At 71.6% G+C, this 25,247-nt stretch carries 23 protein-coding genes; 3 read left to right on the forward strand and 20 right to left on the reverse strand.

Annotated features, from left to right (window positions below; translation table 11 throughout):
• Positions 1 to 56 precede the first annotated feature (56 nt).
• From ACFC51_RS06690 to ACFC51_RS06740, 11 genes are all read right to left on the reverse strand, one after another.
• Complete coding sequence (locus ACFC51_RS06690) at positions 57 to 1,838, reverse strand: IucA/IucC family protein (protein ID WP_376527288.1); 1,782 nt, start codon at positions 1,836 to 1,838, stop codon at positions 57 to 59.
• Positions 1,835 to 2,428, reverse strand: a complete 594-nt coding sequence (locus ACFC51_RS06695) for a GNAT family N-acetyltransferase (protein ID WP_376527291.1) — start codon at positions 2,426 to 2,428, stop codon at positions 1,835 to 1,837. The genes ACFC51_RS06690 and ACFC51_RS06695 overlap by 4 nt, the downstream gene beginning before the upstream one ends.
• Positions 2,425 to 3,711: a lysine N(6)-hydroxylase/L-ornithine N(5)-oxygenase family protein gene (locus ACFC51_RS06700; RefSeq protein ID WP_376367112.1), complete on the reverse strand. Its 1,287-nt coding sequence runs from the start codon at positions 3,709 to 3,711 to the stop codon at positions 2,425 to 2,427. Before ACFC51_RS06700 ends, ACFC51_RS06695 begins: the two co-directional genes overlap by 4 nt.
• On the reverse strand, positions 3,695 to 5,143 hold the full coding sequence (locus ACFC51_RS06705) for a pyridoxal phosphate-dependent decarboxylase family protein (RefSeq protein WP_376367110.1): 1,449 nt from the start codon (positions 5,141 to 5,143) through the stop codon (positions 3,695 to 3,697). The genes ACFC51_RS06700 and ACFC51_RS06705 overlap by 17 nt, the downstream gene beginning before the upstream one ends.
• Before the next feature lie 159 nt (positions 5,144 to 5,302).
• Complete coding sequence (locus tag ACFC51_RS06710) at positions 5,303 to 6,157, reverse strand: siderophore-interacting protein (RefSeq protein WP_376367108.1); 855 nt, start codon at positions 6,155 to 6,157, stop codon at positions 5,303 to 5,305.
• Positions 6,158 to 6,238: 81 nt separating this feature from the next.
• Positions 6,239 to 7,267 carry an ABC transporter substrate-binding protein gene (locus ACFC51_RS06715; RefSeq protein ID WP_376367106.1) on the reverse strand — a complete coding sequence of 343 codons (1,029 nt, stop codon included), beginning with the start codon at positions 7,265 to 7,267 and terminating at the stop codon, positions 6,239 to 6,241.
• Positions 7,268 to 7,467: 200 nt separating this feature from the next.
• On the reverse strand, positions 7,468 to 7,599 hold the full coding sequence (locus ACFC51_RS06720; RefSeq protein WP_376367104.1) for a hypothetical protein: 132 nt from the start codon (positions 7,597 to 7,599) through the stop codon (positions 7,468 to 7,470).
• A 16-nt stretch (positions 7,600 to 7,615) separates the two neighbouring features.
• The gene (locus tag ACFC51_RS06725) at positions 7,616 to 8,782 is read right to left on the reverse strand and encodes an acyl-CoA dehydrogenase family protein (RefSeq protein ID WP_376367102.1); all 1,167 of its coding nucleotides are present in this window, start codon (positions 8,780 to 8,782) and stop codon (positions 7,616 to 7,618) included.
• A 7-nt stretch (positions 8,783 to 8,789) separates the two neighbouring features.
• Entirely contained in the window at positions 8,790 to 9,710 is a 921-nt protein-coding gene (locus ACFC51_RS06730) for a hydroxymethylglutaryl-CoA lyase (protein ID WP_376528009.1), read from the reverse strand.
• A gap of 17 nt (positions 9,711 to 9,727) precedes the next feature.
• The gene (locus tag ACFC51_RS06735) at positions 9,728 to 11,776 is read right to left on the reverse strand and encodes a biotin carboxylase N-terminal domain-containing protein (protein WP_376527293.1); all 2,049 of its coding nucleotides are present in this window, start codon (positions 11,774 to 11,776) and stop codon (positions 9,728 to 9,730) included.
• A gap of 13 nt (positions 11,777 to 11,789) precedes the next feature.
• The gene (locus ACFC51_RS06740) at positions 11,790 to 13,406 is read right to left on the reverse strand and encodes a carboxyl transferase domain-containing protein (RefSeq protein ID WP_376527296.1); all 1,617 of its coding nucleotides are present in this window, start codon (positions 13,404 to 13,406) and stop codon (positions 11,790 to 11,792) included.
• A gap of 108 nt (positions 13,407 to 13,514) precedes the next feature.
• Between ACFC51_RS06740 and ACFC51_RS06745 the strand changes: the two genes are divergently transcribed.
• The gene (locus ACFC51_RS06745; protein ID WP_376527299.1) at positions 13,515 to 14,129 is read left to right on the forward strand and encodes a TetR/AcrR family transcriptional regulator; all 615 of its coding nucleotides are present in this window, start codon (positions 13,515 to 13,517) and stop codon (positions 14,127 to 14,129) included.
• Between the two features lie 24 nt (positions 14,130 to 14,153).
• Here the strand turns inward: ACFC51_RS06745 and ACFC51_RS06750 are convergent, their stop codons facing one another.
• Positions 14,154 to 14,648, reverse strand: a complete 495-nt coding sequence (locus ACFC51_RS06750) for a MarR family winged helix-turn-helix transcriptional regulator (RefSeq protein WP_073746696.1) — start codon at positions 14,646 to 14,648, stop codon at positions 14,154 to 14,156.
• Positions 14,649 to 14,745: 97 nt separating this feature from the next.
• On the opposite strand from ACFC51_RS06750, the gene ACFC51_RS06755 reads away from it, so the two are divergent.
• Positions 14,746 to 15,153, forward strand: coding sequence for an HGxxPAAW family protein (locus ACFC51_RS06755; protein ID WP_376367094.1), 408 nt, complete (start codon positions 14,746 to 14,748; stop codon positions 15,151 to 15,153).
• A gap of 55 nt (positions 15,154 to 15,208) precedes the next feature.
• A complete protein-coding gene (locus ACFC51_RS06760) occupies positions 15,209 to 15,994 on the forward strand; it encodes a phosphatase (RefSeq protein ID WP_376367092.1) in 786 nt (261 codons plus the stop codon).
• A 97-nt stretch (positions 15,995 to 16,091) separates the two neighbouring features.
• On the opposite strand, the gene ACFC51_RS06765 is transcribed toward ACFC51_RS06760, so the two are convergent.
• From ACFC51_RS06765 to ACFC51_RS06800, 8 genes are all read right to left on the reverse strand, one after another.
• Positions 16,092 to 17,060 (reverse strand): helix-turn-helix domain-containing protein, encoded by a 969-nt coding sequence (locus tag ACFC51_RS06765; RefSeq protein ID WP_376527301.1) that lies wholly within the window; start codon positions 17,058 to 17,060, stop codon positions 16,092 to 16,094.
• 576 nt (positions 17,061 to 17,636) lie between these two features.
• On the reverse strand, positions 17,637 to 18,860 hold the full coding sequence (locus ACFC51_RS06770; RefSeq protein WP_376367088.1) for a cytochrome P450: 1,224 nt from the start codon (positions 18,858 to 18,860) through the stop codon (positions 17,637 to 17,639).
• 1,213 nt (positions 18,861 to 20,073) lie between these two features.
• A complete protein-coding gene (locus ACFC51_RS06775) occupies positions 20,074 to 20,673 on the reverse strand; it encodes an ATP/GTP-binding protein (protein WP_376367086.1) in 600 nt (199 codons plus the stop codon).
• Positions 20,651 to 21,001, reverse strand: coding sequence for a DUF742 domain-containing protein (locus ACFC51_RS06780; protein WP_376367084.1), 351 nt, complete (start codon positions 20,999 to 21,001; stop codon positions 20,651 to 20,653). Before ACFC51_RS06780 ends, ACFC51_RS06775 begins: the two co-directional genes overlap by 23 nt.
• The gene (locus ACFC51_RS06785) at positions 20,998 to 21,420 is read right to left on the reverse strand and encodes a roadblock/LC7 domain-containing protein (protein ID WP_103514904.1); all 423 of its coding nucleotides are present in this window, start codon (positions 21,418 to 21,420) and stop codon (positions 20,998 to 21,000) included. Before ACFC51_RS06785 ends, ACFC51_RS06780 begins: the two co-directional genes overlap by 4 nt.
• Complete coding sequence (locus tag ACFC51_RS06790) at positions 21,417 to 22,883, reverse strand: ATP-binding protein (protein ID WP_376527303.1); 1,467 nt, start codon at positions 22,881 to 22,883, stop codon at positions 21,417 to 21,419. The genes ACFC51_RS06785 and ACFC51_RS06790 overlap by 4 nt, the downstream gene beginning before the upstream one ends.
• Positions 22,884 to 23,382: 499 nt before the next feature.
• On the reverse strand, positions 23,383 to 24,342 hold the full coding sequence (locus ACFC51_RS06795) for a cation diffusion facilitator family transporter (RefSeq protein ID WP_376367079.1): 960 nt from the start codon (positions 24,340 to 24,342) through the stop codon (positions 23,383 to 23,385).
• Positions 24,343 to 24,371: 29 nt separating this feature from the next.
• A complete protein-coding gene (locus tag ACFC51_RS06800) occupies positions 24,372 to 25,247 on the reverse strand; it encodes an acyl-CoA thioesterase (RefSeq protein ID WP_376367077.1) in 876 nt (291 codons plus the stop codon).

Below are 25,247 nucleotides of genomic sequence, written 5' to 3' on the forward strand. Positions count from 1 at the left end.
GGGCCGTACGTTCTCATCCGGCCCCGCCTGTGAGGAGCGGGGCCGGACGCCCCGCCTCAGTACGCCGCGATCGGGTTCCGGAGCCGGCCGGTCAGCTGGAGCGCGCCCGCCGGGTCCTCCAGGTCGACCATCTGCCGGTTGTTGCGCAGCTGCAGCCGGTTCAGGCAGGAGAGCGCGAAGTCCTCCGTGAACATGTCGTACTGCTCGAACTTGTCCGCGAGGTGCGGCACCGACTCCTGGTAGCCCCGGACGCACTCGGCGACCGTCCGCCAGAAGGTCTCCTCGTCGAGGGCACCCTCCGTGGCCAGGCCGGCCCCCAGGAAGCGGAAGAAGCAGTCGAAGACGTCGGTGAGGACCGAGAGCAGTTTCATGTCCTCGGGGACGTCGGCGCGGATGCGCTCCACCTGGGGCGGAAGCACCGCGTCCGGGTCCATGACCGCGATCTCCTCGGCGATGTCCTTGAAGATCGTCCGGCGCACGACGCCGTCCTCGACGACCAGGATCACGTTCTCGCCGTGGGGCATGAAGACCAGGTCGTAGGCGTAGAAGCTGTGCAGTACCGGCACCAGGTACGCGTCCAGGTAGCGGCGCAGCCAGTCGGCCGGCTCCAGTCCCGACTCGGTGATCAGGGCGCCCGCCACCGAGCGGCCCTCGCCGTCGGTGTGGATCAGGGAGGCCATGGTGGCGAGGCGCTCGTTCCCGCTCAGGGAGGGGACCGGGCTCTCCCGCCACAGGGCGGCGAGCATCTTCAGGTACGGGGAGCCCTTGGCGGTCGCCGCCTCGTAGGTCCGGTGGCGGTAGCCGATGGCAGCCCGCTCCCGGATGATCGAGAACCCGATCCCGCTCAGCAGCCCGTCCCGCTCGATCAGACCGGCCAGCCAGTCGTTGATCGCGGGGGTCGCCTCCATGTACGCGGCGGAGAGCCCCCGCATGAAGCCCATGTTCAGCACGGACAGCGCCGTCTTGACGTAGTGCTTCCCGGGGTGGTCGGCGTTGAAGAAGGTCCGGATCGACTGCTGGGCCAGATAGGCGTCGTCGCCCTCGCCCAGGCACACCAGGTGCTGCCTGGCCACCTCGCCCGCGAAGGTGACGGCGAGCTTGTTCCACCACTGCCAGGGGTGGACCGGGATCAGAAGGTAGTCGTCGAGGTCGAGCCCGAGGTCCGCCATCCGCGCAGCGAACCTGTCCAGGGTCTTCTCACCGAGTTCGCCGGCGACCAGGGTGGGGTAGTCCAGTCCGGCACCCGCCGTGAAGGTGGCGCGATCGCGCCGGGCCGCCAGCCAGACCAGCTTGATTCCGGTCGCCGCCTCGGGGGCGTAGGAGCGGTATTCGCCGACGCCGAAGCCGAGCCGCCCGTTGTTGGCGACAAAGCAGGGGTGACCCTCGGTCATGCCGGTCTCGACGGCCTGGAAACCGGCCACGGCGAGCTGGGCGGACGTGGTCGGTTCCTTGGTCAGCTTGTACGCGCTTCCGGCCAGGGTGGAGGAGATCTCCTCCAGGTACACCGGCAGGATCTCCGCCGACAGCCCCAGCGTGGAGCGCAGCTCGACGAAGAACTCCAGGGCGTCGAGCGGGAGCTCCGAGCCGTGCCGGTGCCGCGTGACCGAGGCGGCGTCGACCTGCCAGTGGTCCAGAGCGAAGCGGCGCGCGGCGAAGCGGTACTCGACCGTCCCGTCGTCGCTCTGCACGCGGTAGCGGCCGTCGTCGAGCGCGGCGGGGGTCAGCAGCCTCTCGTGGGAGAACTCGGCCAGCGCCTTGCGGATCAGCAGCCGCTCGGCGGCGGCCCACCGCTCGGGGGTCAGGTGGCCGACGGCGTCGGTGGTGGGGTGCGTGGTCATCGGTGGTCTCCCGTGGTCGCGGCCTCGAACTGCTCGCGGGTGCAGGTGCTGAGCAGGGCCTGCTTCTCCGGCTTGGTGATCTCGCGGACCGTCTCGAAGCCGACGGCCTTGTTCAGCGCGTGGACCGCGGTGTTGGTGACGTCCGGCTCGACGACGACCCTGCGCACCCGGGGGTCCGCGAACAGCGTCTCCATGACGGTGGTGATCACGGCGCGTGTGAAGCCGTGCACCGGCTTCTCGGGCGGGGCGACCAGGAAGTGCATCCCGACGTCGCCCGGCTCCGCCTCGTACAGCCCCTTGAGCTCGACCTCCGTCGGGTCGTAGCGCTCCATCAGGAAGGCGGGCTCGCCCTCGTGCAGGCCGATGAAGGCGTCGTGGTGCGGGTGGGCGGCGATCGCCATGTACTCCCGCTCGACGTCCTCCAGCCGGGCGTCGCCCATCATCCAGAAGGCCGACCGCGGGTGGGTGACCCACCCGTGGACCACTTCGGCGTCCGACCTGCGGCCCGCTGTGCCGGGGGAGGGGTCCATGGGGCGGACGGCGAGCGTCCCGATCTGTTTCGTGCTGGTCGTGCTGGTCCTGCTGGTCATGCGGCGAACTCCTGGAAGGCGACGGACTTCTCGACCGGGTAGTACTCACGGCCGAGCAGTTCGCCGATGATGTACGCGTTGCGGTACGCACCCATGCCCAGGTCGGGCGAGGTGATCGAGTGGGTGTGCACCCCGGCGTTCTGCAGGAAGATCCCGCGGCCGGTGGTGTCGATGCTGTAGTTGCGGGCCACGTCGAAGCGGCCCCGCCCGTCGTACCGGATGCGGTCGGTGACGGGCTCCAGGAAGGCCGGCGGGGTGTAGCGGTAGCCGGTGGCGAGGATCAGGCCCTCGCTGTCGAGCTCGTACTCCCTGCCCTGCTCCTCCTGGCGGAGGCCGAGTGTGTACGTGCCCGTGGATTCCTCGTAACGCGCGCTTCTCAGAGCGGAGTTGGTGAGCAGGCGGGTGGGGACGGGGCCCGGCAGGTTCTTCTGGTAGAGCAGGTCGAAGATCGAGTCGATCAGCTCGCCGTCGATCCCCTTGAAGAGCCCCTTCTGGCCGGACTCCAGCCCGTAGCGGGTGTCCTCGGGCAGGGCGTGGAAGTAGTCCACGTAGTCGGGCGAGGTCATCTCGAGCGTGAGCTTGGTGTACTCCAGCGGGAAGAAGCGGGGCGAGCGGGTCACCCAGTTCAGCCGGTAGCCGTGCACATCGATCTCGGAGAGCAGGTCGTGGTAGATCTCCGCCGCGCTCTGCCCGCTGCCCACCAGGGTGATGGACTTCTTGGCCTGCAGCGCCTCCTTCTCCTGGAGGTAGCGGGAGTTGTGCAGGAAGTCGCCGCCCAGGCCCTGGCATGCCTCCGGGATGTGGGGCGGGGTGCCGGTGCCCAGGACGAGGTGGCGGGCGCGGTAGGCGCTGCCGGCGGTGCGGACGGTGTACAGGCCGTCGCCCTCGTCGTAGGTAACCGACTGTACGGTTTGGTTGAATCGGATACTGCTCAATTTGGCCGCAGCCCACCGGCAGTAGTCGTTGTACTCCGTCCGCAGCGGGTAGAAGTTCTCCCGTATGTAGAACGAGTAGAGCCTGCCCCGCTCCTTCAGGTAGTTCAGGAAGGAGTACGGGGAGGTCGGGTCGGCCATGGTCACCAGGTCCGACATGAACGGCGTCTGGAGATGGGCCCCTTCGAGGAACATCCCCGAATGCCACTCGAAGTCCGGCTTGGACTCCAGGAAGACCCCGTTCAGCTCCTCGACCGGCTCGGTCAGACAGGCGAGTCCGAGGTTGAACGGGCCGAGCCCGATCCCGACGAAGTCGTACGGAGCGGTGCGGGGCTCAGGAAGCGCGGTCAAGGGACTCTCCCAGGTACTGCTCGGCATGGCCGGCGATCAGATCGAGGACGGCGGCGATGTCGGCCGCGGTCGTCCCGGGGTTGAGCAGGGTGAATTTGAGGTACTGGCGGCTGCCGACCTTCGTGCCCGCGACCACGGCCTCGCCCGAGGCGAAGAGCGCCTTGCGGGCGTGCAGGTTGGCGCGGTCGATGTCGGCGGGCGCGGTGACGCGCGCCGGGACGTAGCGGAACACCAGAGTGGAGAGCCGCGGCTCCACGACGACGTCGTAGCGCGGGTCGGCCGCCAGCAGCCGCCAGCCCTCCACGGCGAGCTCGCAGACCTCGTCGAACAGCTGCCCGATGCCGTCCGCGCCCATGGTGCGCAGCGTCATCCACAGCTTGAGCGCGTCGAACCTGCGGGTCGTCTGGAGGGACTTGTCCACCTGGTTGGGGATGCGCTCCTCGACCGTGCGCTCCGGGTTGAGGTACTCCGCGTGATACGTGGCGTGGCGCAGGGTGGCCCGGTCGCGGACCAGCACGGCGGACGAACTCACCGGCTGGAAGAAGGACTTGTGGTAGTCGACGGTCACCGAGTCCGCGCGCTCGATGCCCTCCAGGAGCCCGCGCCGGGTGGGCGAGGCGAGCAGTCCGCAGCCGTAGGCGGCGTCCACGTGCATCCAGGTGGCGTACCGCTCGCAGAGCGCGGCGATCTCGGGCAGCGGATCGATGGAGCCGAAGTCCGTGGTGCCCGCGGTGGCGACGACGGCCATCGGCACGCCGCCCTCGGCCAGGCAGCGTTCGAGTGCGGCGGCCAGGGCGACGGTCTGCATCCGCTTCTCGCGGTCGACGGGGACCGACACGACGGAGTCGGGGCCCAGTCCCAGGAGTTTCGCCGACTTCTGGACGCTGAAGTGGCTGCACTCGGAGGTGAGGATCCGCAGCCGGGTGAACTCCTCCGGGCGGAGCTTGGCCTCTTCGCGCGCCAGGAGCAGCGCCTGGAGGTTGGACTGGGTGCCTCCGCTGGTGAAGACGCCGTCCGCGGCCGGGCCGAGACCGATGCGGCCTGCGGTCCAGTCGATCAGCCGGCGCTCGATCAGCGTGCCGCCCGCGCTCTGGTCCCATGTGTCCAGCGAGGAGTTGACGGCCGAGAGCACGGCCTCGCCGACCAGTGCGGGGATGACCACGGGGCAGTTGAGGTGGGCGAGGTAGCGGGGGTGGTGGAAGTACACGGCGTCGCGGAGGTAGACCTCGGCGAGCTCGTCCAGGGCGGCAGCCGTGTCGCCGAGGGGCCGGTCGAGGTCGACGGCGTCGACGACGGGGGTGAGGGTGTCGACGCCGATTCCGCTGAACGGCTGCTCGGTGGAGGCGAGTGTGGCTGCTACCTGTTCGACTCCCGCGGTGACGGAGTGACGGTAGTCCTCCGCCGTCGTGCGGTTGAGCAGGTGGGAACGCATGTGGGGGGCCTCCCGGGTGGGGACGTCATCGCGACCCTCCGGGCAGAAAAGGGGGGACGAGGGCGCGACCGTTAACTTAGGCAAGCCTAACCTAACAAAATTGCGCTTCTCGTCCCCGGGGGGAACCGTCACAGGAACCCCACACAACACGCAGGGGCGTTACGCGGCCGCCCGCGCCGCCGCCTCCTCGCGCAGCTGTTCCTCGCTCATCCCTCGCCGCCAGTAGCCGACGAAGGTGACGCGCCTGCGGTCGAACGCCCGCTCCTGGACCAGGTGGCGGCGCAGTCCGCGGACCTCCGACGACTCGCCGGCGATCCAGGCGTACGGGACGCCCCCGGGCAGCTCGGCGGCGCGTACGGCCTCCACCGCGGAGGGAGCCCCCCGGCCCCGGACGAGCCAGTGGACCGTCACGTCGGCCTCCGTGCGCAGCTCCAGGCGGTCCTGTGCGTGCGGGACCTCCAGCCAGACATGGGCCTTCGTGCCGGTTGGAAGCCACTCCAGGGCGGCCGAGGCCGCGGGCAACGCCGTCTCGTCGGCCCAGATCAGCACCCAGTCGGTGTCCCGCGGCGGGCGGAAGCGGACCGACGCGTTGTCCTCGACGGCCGGGCCCAGTGCCTTGAGCAGCCGGCCGGGGCGGGCGGTCTCCGCCCAGCGGCAGGCGGGCCCGCCGTCCTCGTGCAGGGCGAAGTCGATGTCGATCTCGGTCGTGCCGTCGTCGGCGCGGCGCTGGGCGCGCACCGTGTACGCGCGCATGACGGCCCGTACGTCCTCGGGGGCGGCGCGCCAGGCGTCGAACCAGGTGCCGTCCTCGGCCACCGGGACGAAGGGCTCGTGCTGGCCGGGGTGCGGGAGGAACAGCGAGAGGCTCTGGTCCCGGCCGCCCGCGGCGAAGCCGGCGAGCCCGGGGCCGCCGAAGGTGACCCGTTGCATGGAGGGACTCAGCCGTTCGGTCCGCAGGACCGTCAGGCCGAAGAACCGGAAGGGTGCGGCGGCGGGTGCGGTGGCGGTCGTCATGCGAGGGGTCTCCTCCCCGGGACGGGAAAAGCGGAGGGCCCGGCTCCCGGAGGTGAACTCCAGGAGCCGGGCCCGGGGGGATCAGCCGACCTTCTTGGCCTTCTCGATGGCCTCGGCGAGGGCGTCGAGGATCGGTGCGCACTTGTCGTACGAGTAGATGGGCTCCGTCGTACGCGGTATGACCTGGCCCGCCTTGACGGCCGGCAGCTTCGCCCAGGTCGGCTTGGAGGTCAGGGCGTCGGGCTGGAGGGCCGAGGAGCGGTTGTCCATCATGATGATGTCCGCTTCGTACTTGTCGACGTTCTCCCAGCTCAGCTCCTCGAAGAAGCCGGCCTCGTTGACCTTCGGCTCGACGAACTGCACCCCGAGCTCCTGGAAGTACAGGGTGTCGGCGGACATCTTGGCGAGCGAGACGTAGAACAGGTCCTGACTGGCCGAGCCCACCAGGACCTTGATGTTCGGCTGCGACTTCGCGGCGGCGCGCAGCCGGGCCGCGGCCTTCTCGAAGGCGGCCTTGGCGTCGGTGACCTTCTTGGCCTTGACGTCGGCGCCGAGGGAGGCGGCCAGGTCCTCGTGGCGCTGGATCGCCTTCGGGACCGTGGTCTGCGCGGCCCACAGGGCGACGCTCGGAGCCAGCTTGAGGATCTTGTCCTTGGACTGGTCCGGCACGTACCAGAGGGCGTCCTTCTCCCACATGGAGGTGACGAGGAGCTCCGGCGCCAGGCCTGCGTACTTCTCGACGTTGAACTCGCCCCAGACGTTTCCGAGCACCTCGACCTTGCTGATGTCGAGGTCGCCGGCCTGCACATCGGCCTTGCCGTCGGAGGTCTTCGTCGGGCCGAAGACGCCCTTGACCTCGACGCCGTAGTCGTGGAGCGCGGCGGCGACTCCGACGAACGCGACGACGTTCTTCGGCACGGAGTCGGCCTTCACCGTCTGGCCGCGGTCGTCCTTGAAGGACCAGGGGCCGGATTTCTCCGCACCCGAACCCGAGGCGGAGCCCTTCTCGTCGCTGTCGCCGCAGGCTGCGAGGACGGCACCGAGACCGACGGCACCACCGGCGGCCAGCAGGCCGCGGCGGGAGAGTGAGCTGGTCCGGACGTTGGGCATGAGTGTGTCTGCTTTCGTACGCGCCGAGGGCGCCCGCTGACGATTCAAAGGAAGGCTAGCCTAACCTCACACATGGGGCGGGCCGGGGGCAAGGGGGGCTGCCCATCCGTTACCTGAGCTGCGAAAAGCCGCCCTCCCGGCACCGGGAGGGCGGCTGTCGTCCGTGTCCGCAACGGCCGAGGGGGCCTGTGGGGTCCGTGCTAGCCGGTGACCGGCTGCAGGCGCAGCATCTCGATGTCCGGGCGGACCTTGGCGATCGCACCGAAGCCGTCGTCCACGTGCAGCACGGTGAGCCCGTGCTGCCGGGCGGTCAACACGACGAGGATGTCCATCGGCCGCCCCGTCCGATCAGGCGTCCATCCCCAGCTCGCGGGCGATCAGCATCCGCTGGACCTCGCTCGTGCCCTCGCCGATCTCCAGGATCTTGGAGTCGCGCCACATCCGGGCCACCGGGTACTCGTTCATGAAGCCGTAGCCGCCGTGGATCTGCGTCGCGTCACGGGCGTTGTCCACCGCCACCGTCGAGGAGTACAGCTTCGCGATCGCCGCCTCCTTCTTGAAGGGCTCGCCCGCCACCAGCCGGGAGGCCGCGTCGCGCCAGCCGATCCGGGCCATGTGCGCCCGCGTCTCCATGTCGGCGATCTTGAACTGGATGGCCTGGTTGGCGCCGATCGGCTTCCCGAAGGCGTGCCGTTCCTTCGCGTACGTCAGCGACTCGTCCACACAGCCCTGTGCGAGGCCCGTCGACAGCGCCGAGATGGCGATCCGCCCCTCGTCCAGGATCCGCAGGAACTGCGCGTACCCGCGGCCCTCCTCGCCCAGCAGGTTCTCCTTCGGGACGCGCACGTCGGAGAAGGACAGCTCCCGGGTGTCCGAGGCGTTCCACCCGACCTTGGAGTACGGCGCGGCGACCGTGAAGCCGGGGGTGCCGGACGGGACGATGACCGCCGAGATGCGCGGGGCGCCGTTCTCCTTGCGGCCGGTGACCGCCGTCACCGTCACCAGCTCCGTGATGTCCGTACCGGAGTTGGTGATGAAGCACTTGGACCCGTTGATCACCCACTCGCCGGTGGCCTCGTCGAGCACGGCCGTCGTCCGGGTGCCGCCGGCATCCGAGCCGCCGTCCGGCTCCGTCAGGCCGAACGCGCCGAGTGCCTCGCCCGAGCAGAGCTTCGGCAGCCACCGCTGCTTCTGCTCCTCGGTCCCGAAGCGGAACACGGGCATGGCGCCGAGGGAGACCCCCGCCTCCAGGGTGATCGCCACGGAGGAGTCGACGCGGGCCAGCTCCTCCAGGGCGATCCCGAGGGCGAGGTAGTCGCCGCCCATGCCGCCGTACTCCTCGGGGAAGGGCAGGCCGAACAGGCCCATCCGGCCCATCTCCGCGACGATCTCGTACGGGAACTCGTGCCGCTCGTAGAAGTCGCCGATCTTCGGGGCGATCACATCGTGTGCGAACTCCTCGACGGTGCGGCGCAGTTCCTCGTGCTCGGCGGTCAGCCGGTGGTCCAGGGACATGGGTGCTTCACTCCTTGTGGGACAGCGCACGGACGGTTCGGGACGGGCTCGGACGGCCCAGCTGTTCGGCCATCCACACGCTTGTGGCGGTGAGTGCGCCGAGATCGACCCCGGTGGCGACACCGAGGCCGTCGAGCATCCACACGAGATCCTCGGTGGCGAGATTGCCGGTCGCGCTCCTCGCGTACGGGCAGCCGCCGAGGCCGCCCGCCGAGGCGTCCACCGTGGTGACCCCGTGCTGGAGCGCGGCCAGGGTGTTGGAGAGCGCCTGGCCGTACGTGTCGTGGAAGTGCACCCCGATCGTGCCGGTGTGCACGCCCTCCCTGTTCAGCGCGGAGAGCAGCTCCCGCACATGGCCGGGGGTGGCCACACCGATCGTGTCGCCGAGGGAGAGCTCGTCGCAGCCGAGGTCCATCAGCGCCTTCGCGACCCGGACGACCTGGGTGACGGGCACGGCGCCCTCCCACGGGTCGCCGAAGCACATGGACAGATAGCCGCGCACATGCACCCCGGCGTCCTTGGCCCGGGCCACGACCGGCTCGAACATGGCGAGCGACTCGTCCACCGTGCGGTTGAGGTTGCGGGCGGCGAACGTCTCTGTCGCCGAACCGAACACGGCGATCCGGCGGGCGCCGAGAGCGAGTGCCCGGTCCAGGCCGCGTTCGTTCGGCACGAGGACGGGCAGCGCCACCTCCCCGACGTCCCCGAGCATCGGGAACAGCTGCTCCGCGTCCGCCAGCTGCGGCACCCACTTCGGGTGCACGAAGCTGGTCGCCTCGATGGTGGAGAGCCCGGCAGCCGCGAGCCGGCGGACGAACTCCGCCTTCACCACGGTCGGTACGACGGTCTTCTCGTTCTGCAGCCCGTCGCGCGCGCCGACCTCGTGGATGCGGACCCGGGCGGGCAGCCCCGGCGCGGGCACCGTCATCGGCAGTCCGGTGTCGGTCACGATTCCTCCCCCGGGGCCACCACGGCCAGGATCTGGTCCATGGCGACCGTGGTGCCCGCGGTGACGTCCAGTGCGGTGACGGTGCCGGCGTGCGGGGCGGAGATGACGTGCTCCATCTTCATCGCCTCGACGACCAGCAGGCTCTGCCCGGCGACGACCTCGTCCCCGACCGCCACCTTGACCACCGTGACCGTCCCGGGCATGGGGGCGGCGAGTGTGTCCGCGCCGGAGCGGGCCGCGCCGCTGAGGGACGCCTCCACCGGGTCGTGGTCCTGGACGTGCCAGGTGTCGCCGTCCCGGCCGAGCCAGACGCCGTCCCGGGACGCGGCCCTGCTGAACGTGTGGGTCAGCCCGTCGAGTTCGACGACGACACGGGCCCCGGACGCCTCGACGAGCCGGGACGCCCCGGCGCCGGGCAGGGAGGGCACGGGGCCGCACGCGTCCGCGGTCCCCTCGCGGTCCCCGGCGTGGCCGAACGTCAGGGAGACGGTGCCCTCCGCGCCCGTACGCAGCCCCACCCGCACCGGGTCGTGGCCCGGGACGCGGAGGTGGTGGAAGGTTTCCGCGGGTGTGCCGCCGAGCCGCCAGCCGCTGGGTACGGAGAACGGGTCGACCCAGCCGTCGGCGGATGCCGGGGCCGGCTGCCGCAGCAGCGCCGCCGCCGCGTACACCTCCTCCGGGACCCCGTCCGGCACCAGGCCGTCCGCCTCCCGCTCCACGAGGCCGGTGTCCAGCTCCCCGGCGGCCACCGCCGGATGGGCCAGCAGCCGCCGCAGGAACCCGGCGTTCGTCGGGACGCCCAGCACCACCGTCTCCGCCAGGGCCGCCCGCAGACGGCGCAGCGCCGTGGAACGGTCGGGGCCGTACGCGATGACCTTCGAGAGCATCGGGTCGTACGTGCTGCCGACGGGCACGCCCTCGCTGAGGCCCGAGTCCGTCCGCACCCCGCCGCCCTGCGGCTCGCGCAGCGCGAGCACCGTGCCGCCGGACGGCAGGAAGCCGCGCGCCGGGTCCTCCGCGCAGACCCGGGCCTCGACGGCGTGCCCGGTCAGCGCGATGTCCGCCTGGGCGTACGGCAGGCGCTCGCCGGAGGCCACCCGCAGCTGCCACTCCACCAGGTCGAGTCCCGTGACCAGCTCGGTGACGGGGTGCTCCACCTGGAGACGGGTGTTCATCTCCATGAACCAGTACGAGGCGGGATCGTCGCCCGGGACGATGAACTCGACCGTCCCGGCGCCGACGTAGCCGCAGGACCGTGCCGCCTGTACGGCCGCCTCGCCCATCGCGGCACGGGTGCGCTCGTCGAGCAGGACCGACGGCGCCTCCTCGATGATCTTCTGGTGGCGGCGCTGGAGCGAGCACTCGCGCTCGCCGAGGTGCACGACCTCGCCGTGCCCGTCGGCCATGACCTGGATCTCGATGTGCCGGGGCCGGTCGATCCACCGCTCGACCAGCAGGGTGTCGTCGCCGAAGGAGGCACGCGCCTCGCGCCGGGCCGCCGCGATCTCGTCGGCGAGCAGCGCCTCCTCGCGCACCAGCCGCATGCCCTTGCCGCCACCGCCCGCCGAGGGCTTCAGCAGCACCGGCATGCCGATCTCCCGCGCGGCTGCGCCCAGCTGGGCGTCGGTGAGCCCGCTCCCCGAGGAGCCGGGCACCACGGGGACCCCCGCCGCTGCGACGGTCTCCTTGGCGCGGATCTTGTCGCCCATCAGTGAGATCGCCTCGGCGGGCGGACCGATGAAGACCAGGCCCGCCTCCGCGCAGGCCCGGGCGAAGCCCGCGTTCTCCGCGAGGAAGCCGTAACCGGGGTGGACGGCCTCGGCGCCCGTCCTGCGGGCGGCGTCCAGCAGCCGCTCCACGGACAAGTAGCTCTCCGCGGCCGGAGCGGGCCCGATCCGTACCGCCGTATCGGCCTCCCGTACGTGGCGGGCGTCCGCGTCGGCGTCGCTGAAGACGGCGACCGACCGCACGCCGAGCTCGCGCAGGGTCCGGATGACCCGGACCGCGATCTCGCCACGGTTGGCGACCAGAACAGTGCTGAACATGGAGGTCCTCACATCACATCCGGAAGACGCCGAACTGGGGGTCGCCCAGAGGGGCGTTGGCACACGCGGTCAGGGCGAGCCCCAGCACCTGCCGGGTCTCCGTCGGGTCGATCACGCCGTCGTCCCAGAGCCGGGCGGTGGCGTAGTAGGCGCTGCCCTGCTGCTCGTACTGCGCGCGGACCGGAGCCTTGAAGGCCTCCTCCTCCTCGGCGGGCCACTCCTCGCCCCGGCCCTCGATCTGGTCCCGCTTGACGGTGGCCAGCACGGAGGCGGCCTGCTCACCGCCCATGACGGAGATCTTGGCGTTCGGCCACATCCACAGGAAGCGCGGGCTGTACGCCCGGCCGCACATGGAGTAGTTCCCCGCGCCGTACGACCCGCCGACCACCACCGTCAGCTTCGGCACCCGGGTGCAGGCCACGGCCGTCACCATCTTGGCGCCGTGCTTGGCGATGCCCCCGGCCTCGTAGTCCCGGCCGACCATGAAGCCGGAGATGTTCTGGAGGAACACCAGCGGGATGCCGCGCTGGTCGCACAGCTCGATGAAGTGGGCGCCCTTCTGGGCGGACTCCGAGAACAGGATCCCGTTGTTGGCGACGATGCCGACGGGATGGCCGTGGATCCTGGCGAAGCCGGTGATCAGCGTCTGGCCGTACTCCGCCTTGAACTCCTGGAAGCGGGAGCCGTCCACCACCCGTGCGATGACCTCCCGCACGTCGTAGGGCGTACGCGAGTCGACCGGCACCGCACCGTACAGGCCCGCGGGGTCGGCCTTCGGCTCCTCGGCGGGCTCCACCGACCAGGGGAGCGGGCCGCGGTCCGGGAGTGTCGCGACGATGTTCCGCACGATCCGCAGCGCGTGCGCGTCGTCCTCGGCGAGGTGGTCGGTGACCCCGGACGTACGGGAGTGCACCTCGCCGCCGCCCAGCTCCTCCGCCGTCACGACCTCACCCGTGGCGGCCTTCACCAGCGGCGGGCCGCCCAGGAAGATCGTGCCCTGGTTCCGGACGATGACGGCCTCGTCGCTCATCGCGGGGACGTACGCCCCGCCCGCCGTGCAGGAGCCGAGAACCGCCGCGATCTGCGGGATGCCGGCGCCCGACATCCGGGCCTGGTTGTAGAAGATCCGCCCGAAGTGGTCCCGGTCGGGGAAGACCTCGTCCTGCATCGGGAGGAACGCGCCCCCCGAGTCCACGAGGTACAGGCACGGCAGCCTGTTCTCCAGGGCCACCTCCTGGGCGCGGAGGTGCTTCTTCACCGTCATCGGGTAGTAGGTGCCGCCCTTGACGGTCGCGTCGTTGGCGACGATCACGCACTCCCGGCCGCTGACCCGCCCGATCCCGGCGATCACCCCGGCCGCCGGTGCCGCGCCCCCGTACAGCCCCTCCGCCGCCAGCGGTGCCAGCTCCAGGAAGGGCGAGCCCGGGTCGAGCAGGGCGTCCACCCGCTCCCGGGGCAGCAGCTTGCCGCGCGCCACATGCCGGGCGCGGGCCTTCTCACCCCCGCCGAGCCGTGCCGTGGCGAGCCGCGTGCGCAGCTCCTCGGCGAGCGCGTGATGCGCCGCCTCGTTGGCCTGCCAGGCCTCCGAGGCGGGATCGGCCGCACTCACCAGGACCGGTGCCTGCTGCATCCTGTCGAGCCCCCTTGCCCGTACCGCGTAGTCGAACGACGTTAGTGACCGTTAACGCATGGCGCTCAGGTTAACGAGCGCTAACCCCCCTGTCTAGAATGAATCCCCATGAGCACCCATGCCGCCGCCCGTGTCGCGGCTCCCACCCGCCGCGAGCAGATCCTCAGGGAGGCGGCCCGCCTCTTCGCCGAGCGCGGCTTCCACGGTGTCGGGGTCGACGAGATAGGGGCGGCGGTCGGTATCAGCGGCCCCGGCCTCTACCGCCACTTCCCCGGCAAGGACGCCATGCTCGCCGAGCTGCTCGTCGGCATCAGCGAGCGCCTGCTGGCCGGCGGCAGGCTGCGCGTCACCGAGGACGACGCCTCGCGCGGCGGCTCCCCGGAGGCGCTCCTGGACGCCCTGATCGAGGGCCACATCGACTTCGCCCTGGACGACCGTCCGCTGATCACCCTCCACGACCGCGAGCTGGACCGCCTGCGGGACACCGACCGCAAGCGGGTCCGCCAGCTCCAGCGGCAGTACGTGGAGGTCTGGGTCGAGGTCGTCCGCGCGCTCTACCCGGCCCTCGCGGAGAACGAGGCCCGGGTCACCGTCCACGCGGTGTTCGGCCTGCTGAACTCCACCCCTCACCTGACCCGCCCCGAGGCCCTCCCGGACCGCACGGCCACGGCGGCCCTGCTGCACCGGCTGGCGCGGGGGGCCTTCGCGGCGGCGGCGTCCTGACGCCCGCCGGGGCGAACGGCGGGATCAGGCGTCGCCGGCCCCGCCGTCCCGGATCTCCTCCAGTGAATCCCGCATGACCTCCCGCGCACGGGTGAACCAGTCCGCGAGCACGGCCATCTCCTGCGGCCCGTAGTCGGCCGCCAGGGTGCACAGGCGCGCGTAGAACGGGCCGTAGACGGCGAGGACCCGCTCCCGGGCCTCCTCGTCCATCACCACGCGCACCCGCCTCCGGTCCCCGGGATCGGGCGCGCGGCGGACGTAACCCGCCTTCTCCAGGCGGTTGAGCACCCCCGTCACCGCCCCTGTGGTCAGTCGTGCCTGCTCGGCCAGGTCGCCGGCGGCCAGGGTCTTCCCGGCGAGCGACGCCTCCATCAGAAACCCCACGCAGGTCAGGTCGGTGGTGTTCAGGCCGAGCCGCTCGGCGATGTCGTGCTGCCCGGTCTGTGCGAGCGCGATCAGCCGGTCCATCGCCCGGAGCATCTCGTCGTAGGCCACCTCGGGGCGCTCCTTGCCGTCCACCGAAATTCCCCTTAGTGTCTAAGTAGCTTAGGTCGTGAGTTAACTGGAGCCGTGTGCGGTTCCGGTCGCTGAACTATCACACCCCGAGGGAGCCGAAGTGAGCGCACATGGGGACGCCGATCTGGGACACACGCTCGCCGGCTGGACCGGTACCGCCCTCGGCGCCCTCGGGAGCGCGGTGCTGGGAGCAGGTCTGGTCATCGGCTCCGCCGCGGTGCTCCTGGCCGGCACGGTCGTCGTCGCCATGGCCGCACTGACCTGCTGGGTGCTGCACCTGGCGGGCTGGGGCAAGGGCTCCGGGCCCCGTCCTTCGGCCGAGCGGCACTGGCGGACCCGCGACTCCGCCGCGCGGCAGGGCCACCCGGGATGCCTCGGCTGCCGGACGGCCGGCCGCGGCCGGGGTGTCGGGGACGGCAGGTCCGCCCCGCACCGGACCCCGGTCCAGGCGGTGGGCGACGCGGCCCCAGCGGTCCAGGGTGCGGGAGGTACCCGGGCCGCCCGCTGATCCCGCCGTACGAGACACCGGGCACACGGCGCGGTCCCGACGGCACAATGGGTGCATGCCGATACCCAGCCGCGCCGCCCTCGTCGAGCACCTCGTCCGCACCCGTATCGCGGGCGACGTCGCCACTCCCCGCGACAACAACCTCTCCCACTACCGCCAGCTCGCGAACGGCAACCGCCACTTCTGGCTGGGGCTGGAGCTCGGTGACCGGTGGACCGACGAGCAGGACGTCCTGGCCGTGATGGCCGAGAGATGCGGTGTCAGCGACGACCCGGAGCACCGGCAGGGCCAGGACACCATCGACCCGGAGCTGACGGTCGACGCCCTGGACCGGATGGCGGCCCGGCTGCGCAAGGCGGCCGCCGACGGCGAGCGGGTGCTGTTCGCGACCGGGCACCCGGGCGGTCTGCTCGACGTGCACCGGCGGACGGCGGACGCCCTGCGGGCCGCCGGGTGCGAGATCGTCCGGATCCCCGGCGGCCTGATGGCGGACGAGGGCATGGTCTTCCAGTTCGCCGACGTCGCGGTGCTGGAGCGCGGGGCGACTTTGTGGCACACGCACTCGCCGGTCCCGATGGCCGCCGTCCTGGACGGCCTGGAGCGCGAGGGCCGCCCCGCGCCCGACCTCGTCGTCGCCGACCACGGCTGGGCCGGATGCGCCGGACAGCGCGGGATCGACTCGATCGGCTACGCGGACTGCAACGACCCCGCGCTCTTCCTCGGCGAGGCGGAGGGCACCCTCCAGGTCACCGTGCCGCTGGACGACCATGTGGCCGATCCGCGCTACTACGACCCGATGACCGACTACCTGCTGGACGCGGCCGGGCTGCTGCCCGCCTGACCGCTCTCGGCGGACCGGGCGGCGGACCGGTCACCGGGCCCCCGGGTGGGCCCCTCCGTGTCCGCCGGTGCCCTGCGCGCCCGTCGCCCAGGCCGGTTCACGGGGAGGAGCCGGGGCGGTTCGCGTCGCGCCAGGCCCGGGGGGAGACGCCGTAGGCCTGTTTGAACACCTTGCCGAAATGGGACGCGTCCACGAAGCCCCAGCTCCGTCCGACCGCCGCCACGGTCCGGGTCCGGCCCCGGGGGCCGGCCAGCTCCCGCTTGCACTCCGCGAGGCGGTGGGAGCGGATCCAGTCCCCGAGGGAGATGCCCGACCGGGCCAGCACCGTGTAGAGGTGACGCACCGAGATGCTGTGCGCGGCGGCGATCCGTGCGGCCGACAGGTCGGCGTCAGCCAGGTGTGCGCGCATGTACCGCGTGATCCGCAGGCTCAGCGTGGCCTCCATCGGCGCCCTGGCCAGCTCCTGGCTTCCGAGCTGCGTCGCCACGACGGCACGTACGAGTTCGATGCTCGGTTCCGCCACCGCGTCGGCGTGCGGACCGCTGCGCAGCCCTTCGCTGGCGAACAGCTGGCCGAAGTAGGTGGAGGCGAGGGCCGCCAGCGGGTTGCCCGGGCCGAGCGTGACCGCGGTGATGTCCCTGAGCGACCGCTCCGGCAGTGCGAGCGCCGCGCGGGGGAACCGCAGGAAATGATGGTCCACCCCCTCGTCGAAGAGGAGTGTGTAGGGGGTGACCGTGTCGTAGAGGGCGAAGTCCCCGGGCCTCAGCAGAGCCTGGCGGCCGTTCTGCGCCACCAGGCTGGTGCCCGACACCTGCAGGCCGAGGAAGACGGCCGGCTCCTCGTCCTCCCGCGCCAGACGCGGGGTCCGCCGGATGGTCATCGAGGTCGCGCGCGCCGAGCAGATCTCCAGGGGACCCGCGGTGTCCAGCCCGATGCGGGCCACGAGGTCCTCGGGCGGCAGGTGGTGATCGATGTCGATCCGCACGAGGGATTCCCACACCGCGTGCCGGAGCGTCTCCTCGCGATCCCGCACCGGGATGCCCGTGGTGTCCAGGACCGAGCTCACCGGAAGGGCCTTCGCCGGTGCGGGCCGCGAGGCCCGCCGGATCCGTACGCTGCGTCAGGTCCCTCTGCTGTGCCGGAGCCGCACGGCTCGCCGGAACAGCACGGTGTGCAGGGAAGAGCCTTGGCCCGTTCCTCCATGATCCACCCCCCACGCATGACCCGGCCGACAGGATGGCAGGGTTCCGTTACCCCGCGCAACGCTGTGGGGGCAACTCCGGGCCCCTGCGCCGCCATCGGCCGAGAGAGCGCGGACGACGGCCGGTGGAGGGCCCGCCCTCGCCTCCGCGCTGCTGACACAGTTCCGTGCACGACGGGAACAGGGTGCGCCCCCCGTTCGCCCTATCGTCGGTCGGGCAGGCCGCGGCCGGACCGGAGACGGCAAGGCCGCGGCGTCGTGGCCGGCCCCGGCTCAGGGCGGGGCACGGCTCACGATGCGGCTCCGCTCCACCGGTCACGGGGGTGTGGAGCGCAGCCGCGTCGAGCATCACCCGGTCACGCCGCGGCACGACGCGACGAGCGGTCCGCCTCCCGCCCTGCCGACGCCGCACCCGGGCGGGGGACCGCCTCCCGCGGGCCCTCAGGCCGGGGTGGGACGGTCCAGCGTGACGTCGATGCGCTGGGATCCGTTGACGATGAACGACTCGACCTGGGGGAGGTCCGCCGCGGGCGACGCCAGGGCGAGGTCCGGGTACCGGGCGAACAGGGTGGTCAGGGCCACATCGGCCTCCAGCCGCGCGAGCGGCGCCCCGAGGCAGAAGTGGACGCCGTAGCCGAACGCCAGGTGCTCCCTGCCGTACCGGTCGATGTCGAACCGGTCGGCGTCCGGGCCGTGCTGGGCCGGCTCCCGGCCCGCGGCGGCGTAGGACGCGAGGATCGCCTCGCCCCGGGTGATGCGCCGGCCGTCCGGGAGATCGATGTCCTCGACGGCGTACCGCAGGGGCAGATGGGCCACGCTCGGCTCCCAGCGCAGCGTCTCCTCGATGACGTCGTTCCAGCGCTTCGCACCCTCCGCGGTGACCTGCCGGAGCTGCTCGGGGTGTTCCAGCAGCGCGCGGACCGCGTTGCCGATGAGGTTGACGGTGGTCTCGAAGCCGGCACTGATGATGAGCAGCAGGGTGTCGGTCAGCTCGGCTTCGCTCAGACGGGTGCCGTCCTCGTCGCGGGTGGCGATCAGCACGCTGGTCAGGTCGTCCCCGGGGTTCTGCCGCTTGGCCCCGATGAGTCCGGTCAGCATCTGCTGGAGCTCCGCGAAGTTCGACGCGGCGTCCTCGATGGTCGTGTCGAAGACCTTCTCGACCAGCTGGGCCATGCGCGGCCGGAGTTCCTCCGGCAGTCCGAACAGGTGGCAGATGACCTGCATGGGCAGCGGGTGGGCGTACGAGGCGCGCAGGTCCACCGCGCCGTCCCGGGAGCGTGCCACGTCGTCCAGCAGCCGGTCGGCGATCTCCTGGATGACGGGCCTCAGCGCTTCGATGCGGCGTGCGGTGAAGGCGGGGGTGATGAGTTTGCGCAGGCGGCGGTGGTCCTGCCCCGCGGCGGTGAACATGTTGGAGACCGCCACCCAGGTGTAGACCCACATGTCCGGGGTGATCTCGCCGCGCTGCCAGGCGTCCCAGGCGCGGGGGTCCTTGGTCACACGGTCGTCGGTCAGGAGTTCCTTCAGGAGCGAGTGGCTGCTGACGGCCCAGACGTCCAGGCCGCCGGGGAGTACGACCCGGGTCGCGGGCCCGCGCTCCCGGAGGAGAACGGACTCTCCGTGGACGTCGCGGCCGGCGGGGTCGAGGACGAGGGGCTGCTCCATGGGGTGACTCCAGTTTTCTGCGGCGTGATGGGACCGAAGCGGGCCGGGAGGTGCGCCAGTGCGCGGTGGAAGGGGCCGGGGCGCCATTGCAGGCTCTCGCGCGGCACGGCGAGTTCGAGGTCCCCGAGGTGGCTGGTGAGCCTCTCGATCGCGGTGATCGCGATGAGCAGGGCGGGCTGCTTGACGGGGCAGGCGTGCGGCCCGGAGGACCAGGCGAGGTGCGCGCCGCCGTCGGTGCGCTCGCCGTCGTGGCCGTCGGGGCCCTCCGGGGCGGTGTTCGCCGCGTGGTACGAGATGAGCACGAGGCTGTCGGCGGCGATCCAGGTGCTGCCGATCTGCACGTTGCGGCGCGGGTAGTGCGCGCTGTAGTTCGCCATCGGCGGCTCGTGGCGCAGCACGTCGTTGATGGCGTCGCGTGCGGTGCGCGCGCCGTTGGAGAGGCTGCTGTAGTAGTCCGGATTGGACAGCATGCGCGAGAGCGCGTTCGAGATCAGGTTCGTGGTCGGTTCCTGCCCCGCGGCCATCGTGAGGATCACCTGGTGGGCGAGCTCCTCCGGCGCCAGACCGGCGGGGTGGTCCATGAACCAGCTCGTCAGGTCCTCGCCGCGCTCCTGCACCTTGAGCGCGATGAGCTCGTCCATGTACCGGCCGAAGTCCTCGTTCGCCTTGACGGCGTGCTCGGGCTCGGATTCGAACAGGCCGCCCATGGCGGCCACCAGACGGGGTCCGTCCTCGGGCGGCATGCCGAACATCGCGTTGAACAGCACCAGCGGCAGCGGGCGGGCGTACTGGCCGACCAGGTCGGCCTCACCCGTGCCGGCGAAGTCCTTGATCAGGCCGTCCGCGATCTCCGCCACCTGCCTGCGCAGGTCGTGCGGCTCGATCCGGCTGAAGCTGTCGGTGATGACCGACCGGTAGCGGCGGTGCGCGGCGCCGTCGTTGAACAGGGCGTTGGGCCGCCACCCCATCATCGGCTTCACCGGCGAGTCGGCCGGGAGCCCGCTCTCCCAGGCCCGGGGGTCCTTCGACCAGACGCCCGGGTCGTTGAGCACGGCGAGAGCGGCGTCGCGGTCGGTCACCAGATAGCCGCTGACGCCCGGGGACACCTCGACGGGGGCGACCGGCCCGAACGCGCGCAGGCGGGCGTAGACGCGCCCGGGGTCCGCGGCGAAGTCGGCGCCGTACAGCGGGACCGCCAGGGGCAGATAGGTGCTCATGAGGCTTCCAGGACGGGGTGGGCGGTGAGCAGGTGGGTCACCAGCGCGATCAGCACGTCCACGGCCGACGTCGACTCGCGGGCGTCGCAGACCACCAGCGGGGTGTGCGGCTCCAGGTCCAGGTGGTCGCGGAGCACCTCGGGAGGGTGGTCGGGCGAGTCGGGGAAGTGGTTCACGGCCACGGCGTAGGACAGGCCCTGCTGCTCGATCATGTCGATGACCTCGAACGAGTCGTCGAGACGGCGGGTGTCCACCAGGACCACCGCGCCCAGGGCGCCGCGCGCGATGTCCTCCCAGAGCGGCTTGAACCTCTTCTGGCCCGGGGTGCCGAACAGGTACAGCACCAGATCACCGGGCAGGGTCCTGCGGCCGAAGTCGATGGCGACCGTGGTGGTGGCCTTGTCCCGTACGCCGGCGAGGTCGTCTACCGCCGCACCGGCCTGGGTCATGACCTCCTCGGTGTGCAGCGGCGCGGTCTCGGAGAGCGTGTTGATCAGCGTCGTCTTCCCGACGCCGAAGGGTCCGGTCACCACGATCTTCACCAGCGTCTTCTCGTCGCTGTCGAGGAAGGTGTTATCGGATACTGCGGAGTCCATCGAGCACCTTCTCTAGCAACTGGGGATCGTGTGCCTTCGCCTCGGGGATGGGGGCGCGGGCGTGCAGGTGCGAGCTGTCGACGAGGTCCGCGACGAGGACGCGGACCAGGCTCACCGGCAGTACGAGGCGGGCGGCGACCTCGACGAGGGCCAGCGGCCCGCCCTGGAGGAGTTCGACCAGCCGGCGCTGCGCGTGTGTCAGGTCGTCCAGGGCGGTGATGCCGGTGGACGACAGCAGGGTCAGGCGGTCCAGGGTGTTGCGGGTCGGCTGGACGCGGTCGGTCGCCAGGAACGACGGCACGAGCCGCCTGCGGGGAGCCGGCGTCATCCCCGGGCCCGAGCAGGCGAGTTCATCACCTTGTCGCCGAGCTTCGAGACCTGCACCTGCATGGCGTGGGCGATGACGCCCATGTCCACGGTCGGCTGCGCGAAGACCGCCATGACCGTGTTGTCGCCCGCGGGGATCAGGAAGGCGAACCCGTAGTTCGTGCTGACCACCACCTGGTGCAGCACGGGGCTCTCCTCCTGCCCCGCCAGCTTCCTGACCAGTTCCTTGCAGGCGCCCTGGACGGCCGAGGCCATGGCGGAGGCACCCTCCCCGGCCTCCCGGGTGAGGGCCTGGGTGGCGCCCTGGATCATCCCGTCGCCGGACAGGACCAGAGCGTGCACGACCCCGGGCACCTCCAGGAGCGGCGTGAGCACCCAGGACATGTCCCTGAGGAGGGGGCGCTTGGGAACGACGGTCATGACTGCGTGCCTTCTTCCTGGTCGGTGTGCGCGTCCTCGAATCCGCGCAGGGTGCCGGTCTGCCAGGCGCCCCATGTCTGGGCCGCCTGGTCCGGGCTGATCGCCGGCGCGGGGTCCGGAGCCTGCAGGGCCGCCCGGTCCGTGTCCGGAGCGGCCCGCTGGCGCCGCCGCCGCGGCAGCTCGATCGCACCGGCGGGCCCGGCGGCCGGCTCCGGCGCAGGGCTCTCCTGCCTGGGGGGCTCCGGCTTGCGCAGGGCGGGGGACATGGCCGACATGGGCTGGGCCACCTCATCCATCAGCATGAGCAGGTGATCGGGGACGAAGGCCACGGCCCGTACACCGCCGTACGACGAGGGCTTGTCCACCGTGACGGTGAAGCCGAACTGCTGCACCAGACGGCCGATCGTGGCGAACCCCGCGCGCGGCGGGTCTCCCAGATGGGTCAGCAGGACCCCCTGCTGGCCGGAGAGCATGCGCGCGGCGAACTCGCGCTCCTCGTCCGTCATGCCCACGCCGGGGTCGTCGATGACGACGCACGCCCCTGCCTGCACCTGGTGCAGGCTGACGTCGACGGGCCGCGTGCCCTGGGGAGTGTGGTGCACCGCGTTGGCGAGCAGTTCGGCGACGATCACGGCGAGCGGCTCCACCGCCCGGGCCACCACCCCGACCGGGTCGGAGAGCTGACTGGTGATCTGGACGCGCTGGTAGCCGGCGATGCGGGACTGGGCTCCGGCAACGATGTCACCCAGGTGGGAGTCGCTCCGTGTCAGCCCCGGCCAGGCTCCGCAGAGCACTCCGGTCGCCTGGATCTGCCGGAGGTTCTCCTCGTTCGTGCGGTCCATCGCGACCAGCCGCTTGGCGATCTCCGGATCGTCGAAGGCGAACTGCGCCTCCTCGATCATCTCCTGGAGGCGGTAGGACTTGGCCTGGATGTCGGCGGTGGTGTCCCGCAGCACGGCCTGGGCGCCGGCGTCGACCCGCTGCTCGGTGTCGACGACGACCTGGGCGACCTGGTTCAGGGCGCGTTCCAGGAGTGCCCCGATCTCGGTGTGGGCGAGCGCCGGGTCCTGCGTTCCGGGGACGGGCACATGACGGTGCTTCAGATGGGTGATGAGGGCCGGCAGCCGCGTGTCGACGAAGTACGCCAGCTCCCCCGCCGTCCGGCCGGCCTGCTGCTCGGCGCCGAGCCTGGCGCGCTCGGCGTCCTGCGCCTCCGCGAGGAGGGTGGATTCCATGGACTGGTAGCGGGCCTCCGCGGCCTGGGCCGCGGCATGGGCGCCGGACCGCGCGTCGGCCTCCAGGGCCTGGTACCTGCTGGCAGCGGCCCGTGCTTCGGTGCGGGCCTCCGCGCGCAGTGCCGCGTTCGACCGGCGCGTGCGGAGGTGGAGGAGCGCCAGGGCGAGGGCAGCGGCCGTCATGGCCAGCGCCAGCACCCAGGGACCGGCCTCCGATATGTCCGTCATCAAAAGGTCCTCGGTGGATGGGGGGATGCGCCTGCCCGCCTGCGGGTAGGGCTCGTTGAGGCGACCTCACGAAGGACATCGGTTCCCGACCGCAGATGCAATGAATCCGCGGATCATGGCTGGAATTCGAGTCTCCGGGTCAGGCGAATCCATCCATGAGGTACGTCAAAGATCGACATGCGAGGTAAAGGGCCACATGACGGAATGCAGGAGGGCCGGCATCTCGGGCCCGGCTGAAAGGCCAGCATTTGGGAGGGTCTGACCCCGGGGCCGCCGAGGTGCACGGCCACCGGTGCGGCGACGCGGCGGACGGGCCGCGCGCCGGAGACACCGGGGGTGGCGGTGAGTAAGGGCGATCACCGGTGCGAGGGTCCCGGACGGGTCCCGACGCTGTCGCGGTGTAGTCCGTTTCGCCACCGAATGCCCTGCCGGACACGCTCCTGGCCGGATCCGGCCGGTAGCAGACAGTGGTCCCGGTGCCGGCCGCCCGCGCCCCGTCTCAGCCGCCGGAGCGCGCCGCCTGCCGCTGCGCACGCCCCGGCGTCGGGTCCAGGTACACGCGCCGGATCGACGGGTAGCGCTCCCGCAGCTGCTGCTCCGCCTCCTCGCACGCCCACTCGATCTGCTCGGCCGTCGACGCGTCCCGGAAATCGACCTTCGCGGCGACCAGCAGCTCGGAAGGCCCCTGGATCAGGGTGGTCAGCTCCATCACCTCGACGACGTGCGGCACGGACATCAGCTCCTCGCGCACCCCGGCCCGCATCGCGGCCGGGATCGGGCGGCCGATCAGCAGCTGGGCGTTGGACCGGCAGAGCACCCACGCCACGTACACCAGCAGGACGCCGATGAGGACCGAGGCGACGCCGTCGTAGACCGCGGAGCCGGAGAGCTGCCCGCCGAGCAGGCCCCCGGCCGCCAGCAGCAGTCCGGCCAGCGCGGCCGAGTCCTCCATCACCACGGCCTTGACCGCGGTGTCGGGGGTCCGCCGCAGATAGCGCGGCGCGGGCATCCGCAGCCGCGCCGCCTCGCCGCGCACCTGCCGGATCCCCGTGCGCAGCGAGAAGCCCTCCAGCAGGAAGGCCACCGCGAGCACCAGGTACGAGACGAGCGGGTCGCCGAGCTCCTCCCCCTTCAGCAGGGTGTGGATGCCGTCGTACAGGGAGAACACGGCGCCACCGACGAACGTCGCGACGGCGGCGAGCATGGCCCAGATGTAGCGCTCGGGGCCGTAGCCCAGCGGATGGTCCTCGTCGGCGGGCTTCTCGCTGCGCCTCAGCGCGGTGAGGAGCATGACCTCGGTGACGGTGTCGGCGACCGAGTGCGCGGCCTCGGAGAGCATCGCGCTCGAACCACTGATCAGCCCCGCCACCAGCTTCGCCACGGCGATGCCGAGATTGGCGGCCGCCGCGACGACGACGGTGGACGTGGACTCGCTGCCGCCGGACCGGTCGTCACTCATGGGGGGCAGTATGTCCGAATGTGCGGTCCTCAGTCCCTCGGGACGCGGACCAGGCCCTCCTGGATGACCGTGATGGCCAGCTTGCCGTCGGCCGTCCAGATCCTGGCCTGACCGAGACCCCGCCCGCCCGACGCGGACGGCGACTCCTGGTCGTACAGCAGCCACTCGTCCGCCCTGAAGGGGCGGTGGAACCACATCGCGTGGTCCAGGCTTGCGCCCACCACGTCGCCGACCGACCAGCCGCCGCGCCCGTGGGCGAGCAGCACCGAGTCGAGCAGCGTCATGTCGGAGACGTACGTCGCCATGCAGACGTGCAGGAGCGGGTCGTCGGCCAGCTTGCCGTGCGTCCTGAACCAGACCTGGGAGCGCGGCTCGCGCGGTTCACCGGCGGTGGCGAACGGCGGGGCGTCCACGTACCGCAGGTCGACCGCCGCCCGGGCCTCCAGCAGCCGGCCGACCATGCGCGGGTCCGTGAAGCGGTCCGCGTACCGGGGCAGCATCTGCGCCGCCGTCGGCAGGGTCTCCGGGTCCGGGGCGGCGGGCATGACCGCCTGGTGGTCCATGCCGTCCTCGTACACCTGGAACGACGCCGAGAGGTGGAAGATCGGCTTGCCGTGCTGGACGGCGACGACCCGGCGGGTGGTGAACGACCGCCCGTCGCGGATCCGGTCCACGCTGTAGACGATCGGTGCGCCCGGGTCCCCGGGGCGCAGGAAGTACGCGTGGAGGGAGTGGGCGCCCCGGTCGTCGGGGACCGTCCGCCCGGCGGCGACCAGGGCCTGTGCCGCCACCTGGCCGCCGAAGACGCGGGGCACGACCGCCGAACGGCTCATGCCCCGGAAGATGTCCTGCTCGATCCGCTCCAGGTCGAGCAGATCGAGCAGGGAGTCGAGTGCTTCGCTCAT

The sequence above is a fragment of the Streptomyces sp. NPDC055962 genome (genome assembly GCF_042270185.1).
Taxonomy (GTDB): domain Bacteria; phylum Actinomycetota; class Actinomycetes; order Streptomycetales; family Streptomycetaceae; genus Streptomyces.